The following is a 14,466-nucleotide window of genomic DNA, read 5'->3' as shown; positions in this document are numbered from 1 at the left end:
TAAATATATATTTATATTATATTTATATAATTTATAGCATTACGTTAGAATGGTCATCGCAGGTTATTACTACCCAGTAATAATTTGTATTTCAGGAATTTAAGCTTTTATTGGCTTAAGGCTCATCGCAAGATGGGCCTTTTTTTATGCTCTTTCGATCATAACATCTAATTATTATAAAAATAGCCTAAGCAATAAGCTGTATGAGTTGATGAAAACAATCACAAAAAATAGTCTTTAATGACAAGAAGTGTATGATTTGATAAATTAAAGCCACTTGATAATAATAGGTGATACGATGAGATTTTTGGTTCTTGCAACTTTATCTGGTTTAGCTTTGATGGGTTGTGCTTCTGTTCAGCAAGCACCGAATACACAAGAGACAATTCGTTATGCTTCTAGTCCATGCTTTGGCGCATGTCCAATCTATTCTGTAGAAGTAACGCCTACAGGTTTAATTCGTTTTGAAGGCAAGCAATACACTAAAGCTATCGGTGTTAAAGAAATTCAAGGTAGCGTAAAAGACTATAAAAAACTTGCAGATGATCTAAAAGCTTATCGTCCTGAAACAGGTACACAATCTAAAACTGCTGGTTGTCAGCAAACGGCAACCGACATGTCTAGCTATTACATTTCATGGATTCAACCAAATGGCACGGAAACAAAATTAAGCCATTACACAGGTTGTATCTCCCCGGCAAATACTAGATTGAATAAGGTCATGGAAAAACTGCCTGAACAATTAGGCATTAAAGATCTAATTTAATGACAAAAGCCCCAAAATTTTGGGGCTTTTTCTTGTTAAGAAGAATTATAAACTCAAAAGTTTTATATTAAGTATTTCTAAAAAAATCAGCGTATAATACAGATTATAAAAACATATATTGTTAAGAGTGGTTATATGTCAAATATTGTCTATGCCTTTTTTGGTGGTTTATTACTCGGCATCGCAACAGTTGGATATTTATATATAAATGGTCGTATAGCAGGAATTAGTGGATTGCTTGCTCAAGTCATTAATCCTACTAAAGATACTTTTAAAAGTTCTGCATTCTGGTTCATTGCAGGACTTGTGATTACACCTTTCATATATGGCTATTTTTATCAGCCTGAAATTGAAATTAAAGCCAATACATTTGCACTTATTTTAGCAGGTGTACTTGTTGGTTTTGGAACACGACTAGGCTCTGGATGTACAAGCGGCCATGGCATTTGTGGTATGAGCAGGCTATCAAAACGCTCGATGATAGCAACAGTAGTTTTTATGTTTGCTGGTATGTTAACCGTTTATATCATTCGTCATGTATTGGGGTAATCCTATGAAAAACATTTTTGCTTTTATATTTGGTGGTTTGTTTTCATTAGGCTTAATGATTTCGGGCATGTCGAATCCAGAAAAGGTATTAGGTTTTTTAGATATCTTTGGGCAGTGGGATATCAGCTTAATGTTTGTGATGTTAGGTGCGATTGCTGTGGCATTTATTCCATTTCAAAAGGCTATAAGAAGTCCTAAAACGCTTTTTAATGAGAAAATTCAATTACCAATGAATACACAGATTGACCAAAGGTTAATTGTAGGTGCTTTTATTTTCGGTATAGGCTGGGGAATAGCAGGGATATGTCCAGCGCCCGCTTTAACACTTATTGGATTAGGACATTTTGAAGCGCTTTATTTTATTGTGGCAATGTTATTAGGAATGTTTATTTACCGAGTCTTAAATAAAGGAAATTAAACCTATGCAACAACCTCTAGTAAAAGATTTTTTTGATGAAAACACCAATACTTTTAGCTATGTTGTTGCAGATTTAGCGACTCGTCAATGCGCGATTATTGATAGTGTGCTTGACTACGACGCAGCTTCAGCAACTACAAAAACAACCAATGCTGATTTAATTATCGATTATGTCTTGGCGCAAAACTTTAAAGTGCAATGGATTTTAGAAACCCATGTCCACGCCGACCATATGACTGCTGCCCAATATCTAAAATCTAAATTGGGCGGTGATATTGCAATTAGTCAAAAGATTTCAATCGTCCAAGAAACATTTTCCGCTATTTATAATTTTGATTTTAAGAAATTTAATGAAAATCAGCCTTTTGATTATTTGTTTGAAGATCATGAACATTTCAAAATAGGCGATATAGAAGCCTATAACATCCCTACACCAGGGCATACACCCGCTTGCTTGAGTTATGTGATTGCCGATGCTGTTTTTGTGGGAGATACTCTATTTATGCCCGATTATGGCTCAGCGAGATGCGATTTTCCTAAAGGAAGTGCAGCTGCACTTTATGATTCGGTACAAAAGCTTTATACACTTCCTGACAACATGCGCATGTTTTTATGCCATGACTATAAACCCGAAGGCCGTGATAAATATGTCTGTCAAACAGATATAAAAACTCAAAAGCAAAGCAATATTCATTTAAATCGACGCGTTTCCAAAGAGTCATTCATAAAAATGCGCCAAGAACGAGATGCAACTTTGGCAATGCCAAAATTAATTCTGCCTTCAATTCAAATTAATATGAACGGTGGAAACTTTCCGGAGCCTGAATCGAATGGCATCCGCTATTTAAAAATTCCTTTCAACTACTTCTAAAAATAGCCTAAGCATTTATTTTGGATCTTTTTTATGTTCTAAATAGCCTAAGCAAGATTTAAAGAACTTGTCTTAAGTCCCGCGAAGTCTCTTGCAATAAAGGCAAAATGTGTTGGATTAAATATTCTTCAGTTGTTTTCATAGTTGGAGAAACAATATTTAAAGCTGCAACCACTTTAAAGTCTTGTCCATAAATGGGTACGGCGAGCGCATGAACACCTAATTCGTGTTCTTCACGTGAATAACACCAATCTTGCTCTCGAATTTCTTTTAGTAACTCTAAAAATTTATCATTTTCGACATGCGTATATTTGGTTAGACGCTGAAGAGGATATTTTTGAAGCCAGTCTAATTGTTCTTGCTGGCTTAAATGTGCCAGTAAAATTTTACCCGCAGATGTCGCATGAGCAGGTAAGCGATTACCCAAGTGCAAACCATATGGATTTACACGGTCAGTTTGTTGGTGGGCGGCACTACGGGCAATGGTAATGGCCTCATAACCATCAAGCACCATCACTGAATAAATGAGAGAAGTTTGGTTAGTTAACAGATTTAATAAAGGCTGAGATACTTTTGGAAGTTGAGCTGCACCTAAATAAGCTCCTGAAAATTTAAGAACTTTCGGAGTTAAATAGTAATAGTGGCCATCTGACTCAAGATAACCTAAATATTCTAAAGTTAATAAATGACGTCTTGCTGCCGCTCGGGTGAGTCCAGTTTTTTCAGCCGCCATAGAAATGTTTAAACGATGTTGATTGCTGCTAAAGCTATCTAAAATCGCCATGCCTTTACCGATGCCAGCAATGTAATCTTCATGACGAATCGTTTTTTTGTTGTCCTGATTCTGGATTATCCGTTCATCTTTACTCATTACTGGTCCTTGTACGATAGAAGCTTAGTAGATCAATTTGCTTTACTGAAAAAGTTTAATAATTTCATGTCGCAAAAATTGATGTCTTAAATTATCCCTTAAATCTTCATGCCAAAACATACCCATTTTAATATTGGTTATCTCAAAAGGTAGAGAATGTAAGCAAATTTTAGGACTATAAGATAAATGCTGCAAAATCATACGAGGCATGGTCAATATTGCGTCGGCTTGAGCCGCCAGAACTTGTAACGCCGTTGAGTAGTTTTGACAGCGCATAAATACATTTCTAGAGATTTTTTGGTGTTGGTTTAAATAAATATCTTCAAGTAAAGCACCTGTACGGCGTGATGAAACACCAATGTGTCGTCCATTAATATAAAGAGATAAATCGACTTCTTTAAATTGACTACAAATGACGAACTCGTCTGTGACCAAATGATCAAAGGTAATTTTAGGAGACAAGTATTGTTCTAGGTCAATTACGAAATCGAGCTGCTGTGTAGCTAAGTCCGCCATAATATGTTTTCGATCTAGCTTCATACTCACAAACTGCAAATCTAAATTAAGATTTTGAAAATGTTGAGCCAATCTTGGAAGAATAATTGGCTCAATTTCGTCATGCACGGCGATTTTTAAGCTTTTTAAACTTGTCGGGTCGAACACATGTTTCTGTTGGCTAATGTTTTGAATGGTTAAAAGTGCTTGCTTCACAGTTGGGTAAATCTGCTCGGCAAAAGGAGTGGCAGACATTTTATTGCCTACTCGTATAAACACATCATCTTCAAGTTGCTGGCGTAATCGTTGTAAAGCATGACTTGCTGCCGACTGCGTAATATTGAGACTACTTGCCGCATTTGAAATACTTTTTTGCTCATAAATTGCGATAAATAGCGGATATAAATTGATATCAATTCGGTGAAAAAAACTTAAGTCTAGGCCATGCAGATTATGAATATTATTCATGATGTGTTATTTAATAAAATCATTTCATTCATATTAAGTTTCAAGTTATGTTGATGTAAAGACCAGATAAAGATGTAAAGGAAAAAGAATGTTTGAACTCTCCAAGAAAGCTCAGGATTTTGCCGAGCGAACAAGAAAATTTATTTTAGAAGAAATAGAACCTGTAGAAGCAAAATTTTGGGAAGAAGTTCACGAATTAAATCCAGATGGAAACTGGAAAAAATGGCAGTGGCCTGAGCTTTTAGAAACTCTAAAATCTAAAGCAAAGCAAGCTGGCCTTTGGAATATGTTTTTACCAGATGAAAAGCTAGGTGCAGGGTTAACTGTTCAAGAATATGCGCATATAGCTGAATTAACTGGTCGTAGCTTATTGGCACCAACCGTTTTTAACTGTAATGCACCAGATACAGGAAATATGGAATTATTATGGCGCTATGGCAGTGAACAGCAAAAACAACAATGGTTACAGCCTTTATTGGACGGAAAAATTCGTTCGGTTTTTTGTATGACTGAACCCGATGTTGCTTCAAGTGATGCAACCAATATGCAAGCGACTGCACTCATTGATGGTAATGAAATTGTTTTAAATGGCAAAAAGTGGTGGTCGTCTGGCTTAGGTGACCCAAATGCTAAAGTCATTATTTTTATGGCGCATACTCCAGATGAAACCAAAGACCGCCATCATCAACACTCCATGGTTTTAGTACCGATTGACACGGCGGGTGTCGAAATTCAACGTATGTTACCTGTGTTTGGTGACTACGATGCGCCACATGGACACGGTGAGGTTCACTTTAATAATGTTCGAGTGCCTCTTGAAAACTTTATTGGTGGAGCGGGTCAAGGTTTTGAAATTGCACAAGGGCGTTTAGGGCCGGGGCGTATTCACCATTGCATGCGCTGTATCGGAGCTGCTGAAAAAGCACTAGAACTCATGATTGATAGAGGTATGTCTAGAACGGCGTTTGGCAAAGAAATTTTAAAACTTGGTGGAAACCTCGAACGTGTAGCCGATGCGCGAGTCGCCATAGATCAAGCTAGACTTTTAACCTTGTATGCTGCTTATAAAATGGATACTTTAGGAAATATGGCTGCTTTAACAGAAATATCTGCAATTAAAGTAGTGGCTCCAAGTGTTTTAGAAAAAGTAGTCGACATGGCAATTCAGCTACATGGCGGTGCGGGCCTTTCAAGAGATACACCATTAACGGGTTTCTTTGCTCAAGCACGCAGTCTACGTTTAGCTGATGGTCCAGATGAAGTACATAAAGGCATGATTGCCAAATTAGAGTTGGCCAAACGTGGTTATTTCGGTCGTCATAAGAAAGTATAAGTTTAAAGGAAGTGAATATGTCGGTAATTGATGTAGGCGGTGAAGTACGTGAAGGTGAAGAACTTGATATTGGGGCAGTTGAAAACTGGTTAAAAAGCCAAGGTGTTGAGTTGGTTGGCCCAGCAGTCGTTACTCAATATACGGGCGGGGCGTCGAATTGGACTTATCGTTTAAAATATGAAAATACCGATTTAATTTTGCGCCGTCCTCCAAAAGGAACAAAAGCGAAGTCAGCCCACGATATGGCCCGTGAATATATGGTGCAAAAAAATCTTGCGCCTTATTATCCAGTACTTCCTAAAATGGTGGCACTTTGTCAGGATGAATCGGTCATTGGCTGTGATTTTTATGTCATGGAACGCATTGAAGGCATTATTCCTCGTGCAAAATTACCGCCTGAGCTTGGCTTTAATGAAGAAAATGTTCATCAACTTTGTGTGAATGTTATTGATAAGTTGATTGAGCTACATCAAGTTCCTTATGAGAACACGCCTTTAGCTGAACTAGGAAAAGGTACGGGGTATTGCCGTAGACAAGTTGAAGGTTGGGATAAGCGCTATGAAAAAGTCCGCACAATCAACGTACCATCATTTAAATATGTTCGAAAATGGCTAAACGATAATATTCCTCAAGACTCTACGACTTGCATTATTCACAATGATTGGCGTTTTGATAATGTGATTTTAGATCCAGAACATCCAACTGAAGTGATTGGTGTATTGGATTGGGAAATGGCGACTTTGGGTGATCCATTAATGGATTTAGGTAGCGCTTTGGCCTATTGGGTTGAGCCTACGGATAATATGATTTTTAGATCAACACGCCGTCAGCCTACTCACTTAAAGGGAATGTTCTCTCGTAAGGAAGTCGTTGAGTATTATTTGCAAAAAACAGGATTGGAGCCTCAAAACTGGGCTTTTTATGAAGTGTTTGGTGTATTCCGTTTAGCAGTGATTGCCCAGCAAATCTATTACCGCTATTACCATAAACAAACCCGAAATTCTGCATTTAAAGATTTCTGGATCGTGATTCATGCGCTACATATCCGAGCTTTAAAACTTATCGCACAGCAAAAATTGCAAGAATCTGAATTTGCTCAGCAATCTCTACAGAAAATACAGGGTATTTTAAGAAAATGACCACAATTTATCTGGTAAGACACGGACAGGCATCGTTTGGTAAAAGTAACTATGATGAGCTGTCTGAAAATGGTGAGGCTCAGGCGACTTTGTTAGGTCGTTATTTTAAGCAAATATTGAAAGAACAACCGTATGTGGTTGCTGGAACTATGCAGCGCCATGAGCAGACTGCAAAGCTTGCACTTAATGAATGCTTTCCAGATGCGCTGATTCATCATAATAATTTATGGAATGAGTTTAACCATCAACAGGTTTTTGCACGCTATGAGCCGCGTTTTGAACAGCCTGAACTGCTAAAAGCTGACGTAGCAAAAGAACAAAACCCACGCGCGTATCTTGCCAAAATATTTGAAGGTGCCATTGGGCGATGGACCGATGGCGATTTTCATCATGAGTATGATGAGTCTTGGCCGCATTTTAAAAATAGAGTCGAAATGGCATTACAGCAACTTTGTGATGAGTTAGCAAAAACTAAACCTCGCTATGCGGTCGTTTTTACCTCTGGTGGAGTGATTTCTGTAGCCATTGGAAAACTGCTTGAACTCAGTCCTAATCGAACTTTTGCGTTGAATTGGGCAATTGCTAATACAAGCCTCACGACTTTACGGTTGGTTGGAAATGAAGCTCAGGTTTTAAGTTTAAATGAACATCATTTTATAAAAGCTGAGCGTCCAGATTTACTGACATGGATTTAAAATAAGGATAAAAGCATGGCAAAGACGATTTTAATTACAGGTGCAAGTTCTGGATTGGGCGCGGGTATGGCGCATGAATTTGCAGCCAAAGGCTATAACTTAGCGATTTGTGCACGCCGTTTAGACAGATTAGAAACTTTAAAAACTGAACTGGAAAATCAGTATGGTATTAAAGTAATTGCAAAAAGTCTGGACGTCACCAATTACGATCAGGTTTTTGAAGTATTTCGAGCCTTTAAACAAGAGTTTGGCTATTTAGACCGAATTATTGTAAATGCGGGAGTCGGAAATGGCCGTCGTATTGGTAAAGGTAATTTTGAAATTAACAGAGCCACCGCTGAAACAAACTTTATTTCTGCTTTAGCACAGTGTGAAGCAGCAGTTGAAATTTTTAGAGAGCAAAACGCAGGTCATTTGGTGGTGATGTCATCCATGAGTGCTATGCGCGGATTGCCAAAACATTTATCGACCTATGCAGCGAGTAAAGCTGCGGTCGCTCACTTGGCTGAAGGTATTCGTGCTGAATTACTGGATACACCAATTAAAGTCTCAACCATTTTCCCAGGTTACATCCGTACCGAAATGAATGAAGGTGCTAAACATCTACCTTTTGAGGTAGATGCCAAAACAGGATGTAAAGCTTTGGTCAAAGCTATTGAAAAACAACCTGTAAAAGCTTATGTGCCGCAGTGGCCATGGTTACCAATGAGTATTGCCATGAAGGTTTTACCATTAAAGTTGGTCAATAAATTAGGATAAAAAATTACCCCCTAAGATTTAGGGGGTATTTTTTAATTAGAACTTTTTGGTGTAATTGACAAATAAACGGTCTTCACCAAAGTCATTGCCGTGTTTTACGTTGTAATCAATCCGAATATATTGCAGGGCAACGCCTTTTAAGAAAGGCTGCTGAAATGCGTAGTTTAAAATCACATTAGACTCAGTTTCATGGTTTTTTTCACCATTGGCTGCCTTGAAATCATTTCCGTAAACATATTTCACCATCGCATTTAGGCCTGGCACATAATCTTTAAAGTCGTAGCCATACATGACATGGTAAGACTTTTCATCTTCTTTAAAGAAGCCCGTAGCATTCCAGTTAATAAAATAAGTTTCTGGTAAGAAACCATCTGGTAATGGGTAAGCTGATTCACCAATAATCTGTTGGTAACCCAAGCCAAATGTGTGGTTTTTTACTTTAACGGTTTCAAGTAATCCAATGTTCTGCGCATCAATATCAAAAGTATGGCCGTCATCTTTTGCATTAAAGTACTTAAACTTAGAGGTAAGAGCAAAAGTTGGCTGCTTCCAATTATGCTCAAGGCCAACATAGTGTTTGTTGTAGAGATCTTCTAAATTACCAAAATAATATTCACCCTTTAAAGACGGCGTAAATTGATAGCGCAGGTCAATATAATTTAACCCATCAGATTCTTTAGTAACCCCATTTGATGTGAAAGAAAACTTTTTAAAGTCTTCTTCATTTCGTGGAGACACTTTTTCCACTCGGCCAATTTCAGCATAAAGCTGATCTGAAAGTTGTGACTTTAAGTTGGTTCCCCAATACGAAGTGAGTAACTGACGACTAGCATCTACGGCAGTTACAGGTAAATCTAGCCAAAGTTCACCGACACTTAAAAGTGTTTTGTCATAACCTAGCTTTAAAGTCGCGCCGTATTTTAAATAGTCGGACGCCTGAGATTGCGTTTCTTTATTAAAAGGCAAAACTGTGTCAGCGACATGTTTGTCTGAACTCAAGCGCACGGCGTATTGAACCGATGCATCGGCCCCAATCGTGATGGGTTTGTCTGCTATAACTAGTGGGGTGTCATGCATTTTCGATTTATAAAATAATGACGCTGCCTGAGACCAACTGCCAGTATCTTTAAGTGCATCATTATCAAAATCCCGGTTGATATAGGCATTCTTTAAAGTGAATTTCCATTCATCTTCAGTTTGCTGATTCGGATTTGCGGCCCATGAGTTGCTGCACATCAGTAATAAAGTGGTAACGGCTAAAGTGTGTGGTTTAAAACGGTGAAATAATTCCATAATCCATTTCCCAGATGTATGCCAGTCCTCGGCACTACGTAATTTTGAATATTTCGGTACTCTCTAAGCGTTTGGTTAGAGAGTATATTTTGGCAATTGGTAAGATCTATTAATTTAATTTTTCAAGCTTCATACTTTCACTAAAGAATTTGCAGCCTTTAAAAAGCAGAATTAGAGCCAGTACACACGACAGACCACCTACAATAGATAAAGAAGAACCCACCATTAACGGACTACCAAAAACTTTATCTGTGATAATGGCCACCAATGTTGTACCAATACCGAGTCCAATTAAGTTGCTCACTAAAAGGAATAGGGCAGAAAGACGTGCTCTAAATTGGTTTGGGGCTAACATTTGCAGAGCAGTTGCTGAAATTACTAGAGGGAAAGATGCAAAGAACATTGCAGGAATCAGTAAGCTTACTGAAAGCCATAGCTGATCTGTTTGGGTAAAAAATGCAATTGGAATAATCAGGCCAACAATCCCAATCACACCAGTGAACATCGGTGCATCTTGGCGTCCTTTTTTAATAAACCAATCATTTAACCAACCTGCACAAAACACACCTAAGGTATTTGCGACTAACAGAATTGTGCCGAGCATGTAACCTGTTTCAGTCGGTGCGAGTTGAAACTTTCGAATATAAAATGCAGGTGTCCAGCTAGTTAGGCTGTAGAGTGCCATTGCATAAAAGGTAAAACCTAAATAATGACATGCAAATGTTTTCGAATGTTTTTTAATAAACTGAAGACATTGTGAGAATTTGACTTGGTCAACTTGTCCATTTTGATTGAGCTGTTGGCCTTTACGTGCAGGGTCTTTAACGGTCAGAATAAATAGCATACCAATAATGATGCCGGGTAAACCTACTACAAAAAAGGCAATTTGCCATGCTTTAAGTGCGCCTAATAGTGGAACTTCAATGAGTGTCACGCCTTTAAGCAAGTTAATGACATAACCGCCAACTAAAAAGGCGATACCACCACCTAAAAAAGCGCCAATTGAATAGATCCCGACAGCACGTCCTAGTTTGTCCTTACTAAACATGTCGCTGAACATTGAATAAGCGGCTGGAGATAAAGCCGCTTCACCTACACCGACCGCCATACGGCTTAAAAACAGTTGGATAAAGTTTTTACTTAAACCACAAGTGGCCGTTGCTAAACTCCAAACAATAATCCCGATTGAAATCAATTTTGGTCGTGAAAAACGATCAGCAATATAGGCTAAGGGTAAACCCATAACCGCATAAAACAGTGAGAAGGCAAGGCCATGTAACAGGCTAAATTGTGTATCTGAAAGTTGGAGATCTGCTTTGATGGGTTCAATCATCAGCGCCAGAATTTGGCGGTCAATAAATGAAAATATATATGCCAACATACAAAGTGTGACGACATACCATGCATAAGCATTGCTTTTCTTTTGTGTCCTTTCAACAGCGATATTACTTTGGTTCATACACTTAATCCTTATGTATAAAACGCTTAAAGAAATTGATATCTAACTTTTATTATTCCTCTGAAGTTTTCGATATTTCCCCCTTTTAGATAAGAATAATAAATAGGCTAGAAATGAGTAATTTGGTCTCGTACAGACCGGAAGAGTGTGTCTAAACCCAATTAGGAGTTAATGGGTTTTTAAAGATCATGGAATTATTATTTTCTTTTTATATGTAAAATTCCATTACTTATTGAGTATGTTAGAATACCTAAAAAGTATATTAAGTAAACAAATAGTAATAATTTATAGAATTAAAGACCTGATTTTTATTTGTTTTTTAGTATTAAAACTTGTTTTATAAAGAGCAGCGAGAAAAGAGGAACTGTTTCATACTGCTCTTGAGCGTATTGAACCCGATATCAAGTCAAATAATCAACTTGATGGCATGAGGTCAAATAATTTTTTTAACTGGTGATTTAAATTGTGAAGCTCATCTTCTGAAAAGGCATTTAGGATGCCCGCTAAGGTGACCACACTAATTTGATTAATCTGTTCAACCAGCTCGACACCTTTGGGTGTTAATTTCACCATCGAGATGCGTTCATCGGTGGTAGAAGAGTAGACCTCGACAATTCCATCTTCTACTAAGCGATATACAGCTTTTGTGGCCGTAGTTAACTTTAAGGTAGAAAGATTAGCGATATCGGTAATACTGGCTTCACCCAAAGCATTAGTACTTAAAATGATTTTACGGCGTGTATTATCAATACCTAGTTTTTTTATTGATTTTTCAATGAGTTGTGAATATTTTCCGTTAACTTGAGAAACCCAAAAAAAAGGGAAATTTTGAATACTCGACGGTTCTTTATTAGGAAGAAATTGTTCTAAATGATCAAGCATAGCTAAGCAATAACTTAGTGAAAAAAGGGTAATTCTATTATAAACAAAATTTTGGATATTTCCTTGAGAACAAATTATAAAAAATACTTGACAATTCCATTAAATTTTCCGATATTTTAATTAATGAATAAAAATACATGGAAAAGTGAATGAATATTGTTAGCCAAAGCGTGCACAAAGGAAGTGGCAAGCTCAAGGTGATGGTCAAGGACACAATTGATATTCAAGGTCTGAAAACCATAGCTGGTAGTCGAGCTTTATTAAATGTTGAACCTGCTCAAGATGATGCTGAGGTGGTTAAAAACATTTTAAAAGCAGACTGTGAAATTCTTGCGAAAACAAATTTGCACGAATTGGCTTTCGGTATTACAGGCATTAACCATGCTTTTGGTACACCCATCAACCCTAAATATCCTGAACTTATTCCAGGCGGTTCTTCGAGTGGTTCGGCTGCGGCAGTTGCAGCAAAACAAGCTGACTTTACTTTAGGTACAGACACGGGCGGTTCTATCCGTATGCCCGCTGCGTGCTGCGGAGTTTTTGGTTTAAAACCAACTTTTGGTCGTGTGAGCAGAAAAGGCGTATATCCGCCGTCAAGTTCTTTAGATTGTGTTGGCCCTTTTGCAAATTCAGTCGAGATGATTGAAAAGGCCATGCAAATTATTGATCCAACTTTTAAGCCTACTGAATTTATTAGTGCACCAAAAATTGCTGTTTTAGATGTCAAAGCAGATGAGGTTGTTTGGAGCTGTATTCATCAAGCACTTCAAAAAGCTAATTTACAGACCACTTCAGAAAAAGTTGAACATTTTGAAGCGGCTTATGATGCAGGCATGCAGATTATTAATTATGAAAATTGGCAAGCTTTTGGTGAATTAACCCAAACTGGCTTAATTGGTTCTGATGTAAATGGTCGTTTATTAAAAGCGGCACACACGACTTTAGAGCAAGTAAAACAAGCGGAAGCTGTAAAAGAGCAGCTCACCCAAGAACTCGATGCTTTATTAGAAAAATATGATGCATTGGTTCTACCGACACTTCCGCAAATTCCACCAAAAGTTTCTGAAGCTGAGAACACAGTCGCTTTTTTGAATCTTACCGGTTTAGTTCGACCATTTAATTTATCAGGTCATCCCGTTATTTCAGTGCCACTTGAAACCAGTGAAGGTTTACCAGTGGGCTTACAGATCGTATCGAAGCATCAAAAAGATGAGCAATTATGCGCTATAGCTAAATTTTGTGTTGATGCAATGCAATAAATTACAAGGAGTTAGATGATGAATAAGTTGTCTAAAATGGAGTTTGCTTCTCAAGACAAAGCAGTTGACTTAGATGCTTTGTGCCAAGAAATTCGTGAGCGTGCCTGTGCAGGTGAGTTTGATAATCAGGCCTATGTGAGCCAAGACGTTATCGAAAAACTTAAAAAAATTGGTGTTTATCGTGCATTGGTTCCGAAACGTTTTGGTGGTGAAGAATGGTCACCGAGACAGTTTTGTGAATTGATCGAAACGTTATCTAAAGCTGATGGTTCAGTCGGTTGGGTGGCAAGTTTCGGTATGAGCCCTGCGTATTTAGGAAGTTTGCCTGAAGATACACTGAAAGAATTGTACCAAAACGGGCCAGATGTGGTGTTTGCTGGAGGTATTTTCCCACCACAACCTGCCGAAATTACCGATGAAGGTGTCGTAGTTCGTGGACGTTGGAAATTTTCCAGCGGCTGTATGGGAGCTGACATTGTCGGCGTGGGGATTTCACCGCTTAAAAATAATGAAATGCAAGGCTTACCACGTATGGCAGTGATGCCTGCAAAAAAAGCCAAAATCGAAATGACTTGGGACACCGTTGGCCTAAAAGGTACAGGAAGCCATGACTTAGTCGTTGAAGATGTATTGGTTGAAAAGAAATGGACCTTTGTCCGTGGTGAACCTTCAAAACTCAGCGAGCCATTTTTTAAATATCCGTCACTGTCTTTAGCGACTCAAGTCTTAACCGTGGTGGGTATCGGTGTTGCAGCTGCCGCATTAGAAGAATTTGAAAAATTGGCGCCGGGTAAAGCGTCCATTACAGGCGGTTCAGAAATTGCCAACCGCCCAGTGACTCAATATGAGTTTGCTCAAGCAGATGCAGAGTTTCAAGCGGCAAAATCTTGGTTTTATCAAACCATGGATATTGTTTGGCATGAAATTATTGCTGGACGTGAAGCAACTGCTGAACAAATTAGCGATATGCGTCTGGCATGTACCCATGCAGCGCGAGTTTGCGCCAAAGTCACCCGAAAAATGCAAATGCTCGCGGGCATGACAGCGATCTATACAAACAATCCATTTAGCCGTTTTGTGAATGACACCAACGTGGTGACTCAGCATGCCTTTATGGGTGATGCTACTTTACAAAATGCAGGCTCAATCAGTTTCGGGTTAAAGCCAACCCCAGGTTATCTATAAGTTTTAATTTTTAAAAAAGGAATA

Annotated in this window: 15 protein-coding genes; 10 read left to right on the top strand and 5 right to left on the bottom strand. The window is 38.2% G+C overall.

Annotated elements, in window-relative coordinates:
• Positions 1-307 precede the first annotated feature (307 nt).
• From F886_RS12910 to F886_RS12895, 4 genes are all read left to right on the top strand, one after another.
• Positions 308-766: a DUF6438 domain-containing protein gene (locus F886_RS12910; RefSeq protein ID WP_081399304.1), complete on the top strand. Its 459-nt coding sequence runs from the start codon at positions 308-310 to the stop codon at positions 764-766.
• Positions 767-901: 135 nt separating this feature from the next.
• Positions 902-1,315 carry a YeeE/YedE family protein gene (locus F886_RS12905; RefSeq protein ID WP_005306027.1) on the top strand — a complete coding sequence of 138 codons (414 nt, stop codon included), beginning with the start codon at positions 902-904 and terminating at the stop codon, positions 1,313-1,315.
• Between the two features lie 4 nt (positions 1,316-1,319).
• Positions 1,320-1,733 carry a DUF6691 family protein gene (locus F886_RS12900; RefSeq protein ID WP_034591164.1) on the top strand — a complete coding sequence of 138 codons (414 nt, stop codon included), beginning with the start codon at positions 1,320-1,322 and terminating at the stop codon, positions 1,731-1,733.
• 4 nt (positions 1,734-1,737) lie between these two features.
• Positions 1,738-2,604 carry an MBL fold metallo-hydrolase gene (locus F886_RS12895; protein ID WP_005306023.1) on the top strand — a complete coding sequence of 289 codons (867 nt, stop codon included), beginning with the start codon at positions 1,738-1,740 and terminating at the stop codon, positions 2,602-2,604.
• Positions 2,605-2,662: 58 nt separating this feature from the next.
• Here the strand turns inward: F886_RS12895 and pcaU are convergent, their stop codons facing one another.
• Complete coding sequence (gene pcaU / locus F886_RS12890; RefSeq protein ID WP_004701378.1) at positions 2,663-3,475, bottom strand: IclR family transcriptional regulator PcaU; 813 nt, start codon at positions 3,473-3,475, stop codon at positions 2,663-2,665.
• A 42-nt stretch (positions 3,476-3,517) separates the two neighbouring features.
• On the bottom strand, positions 3,518-4,438 hold the full coding sequence (locus F886_RS12885) for a LysR family transcriptional regulator (protein WP_005306018.1): 921 nt from the start codon (positions 4,436-4,438) through the stop codon (positions 3,518-3,520).
• Positions 4,439-4,526: 88 nt separating this feature from the next.
• On the opposite strand from F886_RS12885, the gene F886_RS12880 reads away from it, so the two are divergent.
• Genes F886_RS12880 through F886_RS12865 form a run of 4 tightly spaced genes read left to right on the top strand, consistent with a single transcriptional unit; the run spans position 4,527 to position 8,364 of the window.
• On the top strand, positions 4,527-5,771 hold the full coding sequence (locus tag F886_RS12880; RefSeq protein WP_005306015.1) for an acyl-CoA dehydrogenase family protein: 1,245 nt from the start codon (positions 4,527-4,529) through the stop codon (positions 5,769-5,771).
• A gap of 17 nt (positions 5,772-5,788) precedes the next feature.
• Entirely contained in the window at positions 5,789-6,910 is a 1,122-nt protein-coding gene (locus tag F886_RS12875; protein ID WP_005306012.1) for a phosphotransferase family protein, read from the top strand.
• On the top strand, positions 6,907-7,605 hold the full coding sequence (locus F886_RS12870; protein ID WP_005306009.1) for a histidine phosphatase family protein: 699 nt from the start codon (positions 6,907-6,909) through the stop codon (positions 7,603-7,605). The genes F886_RS12875 and F886_RS12870 overlap by 4 nt, the downstream gene beginning before the upstream one ends.
• Before the next feature lie 15 nt (positions 7,606-7,620).
• Positions 7,621-8,364: an SDR family oxidoreductase gene (locus tag F886_RS12865; RefSeq protein ID WP_005306006.1), complete on the top strand. Its 744-nt coding sequence runs from the start codon at positions 7,621-7,623 to the stop codon at positions 8,362-8,364.
• Positions 8,365-8,400: 36 nt separating this feature from the next.
• On the opposite strand, the gene F886_RS12860 is transcribed toward F886_RS12865, so the two are convergent.
• The 3 genes from F886_RS12860 to F886_RS12850 all read right to left on the bottom strand — a co-directional run bounded on the left by F886_RS12860 (position 8,401) and on the right by F886_RS12850 (position 11,998).
• Positions 8,401-9,657, bottom strand: a complete 1,257-nt coding sequence (locus F886_RS12860; RefSeq protein WP_005306002.1) for an OprD family outer membrane porin — start codon at positions 9,655-9,657, stop codon at positions 8,401-8,403.
• Positions 9,658-9,766: 109 nt separating this feature from the next.
• Positions 9,767-11,116 carry a spinster family MFS transporter gene (locus tag F886_RS12855; RefSeq protein ID WP_005305999.1) on the bottom strand — a complete coding sequence of 450 codons (1,350 nt, stop codon included), beginning with the start codon at positions 11,114-11,116 and terminating at the stop codon, positions 9,767-9,769.
• A 414-nt stretch (positions 11,117-11,530) separates the two neighbouring features.
• Entirely contained in the window at positions 11,531-11,998 is a 468-nt protein-coding gene (locus F886_RS12850; protein WP_004701395.1) for a MarR family winged helix-turn-helix transcriptional regulator, read from the bottom strand.
• A 149-nt stretch (positions 11,999-12,147) separates the two neighbouring features.
• Between F886_RS12850 and F886_RS12845 the strand changes: the two genes are divergently transcribed.
• The gene (locus F886_RS12845) at positions 12,148-13,257 is read left to right on the top strand and encodes an amidase (protein ID WP_005305994.1); all 1,110 of its coding nucleotides are present in this window, start codon (positions 12,148-12,150) and stop codon (positions 13,255-13,257) included.
• 36 nt (positions 13,258-13,293) lie between these two features.
• Positions 13,294-14,442 (top strand): acyl-CoA dehydrogenase family protein, encoded by a 1,149-nt coding sequence (locus tag F886_RS12840; protein ID WP_081402265.1) that lies wholly within the window; start codon positions 13,294-13,296, stop codon positions 14,440-14,442.
• Positions 14,443-14,466 lie beyond the last annotated feature (24 nt).

Origin of the sequence: Acinetobacter sp. NIPH 542 (genome assembly GCF_000369825.1) — a bacterium.
In the GTDB taxonomy this organism is placed as follows: Bacteria; Pseudomonadota; Gammaproteobacteria; order Pseudomonadales; family Moraxellaceae; genus Acinetobacter; species Acinetobacter oleivorans.
This window is presented reverse-complemented; position numbering and strand designations above follow the sequence as displayed.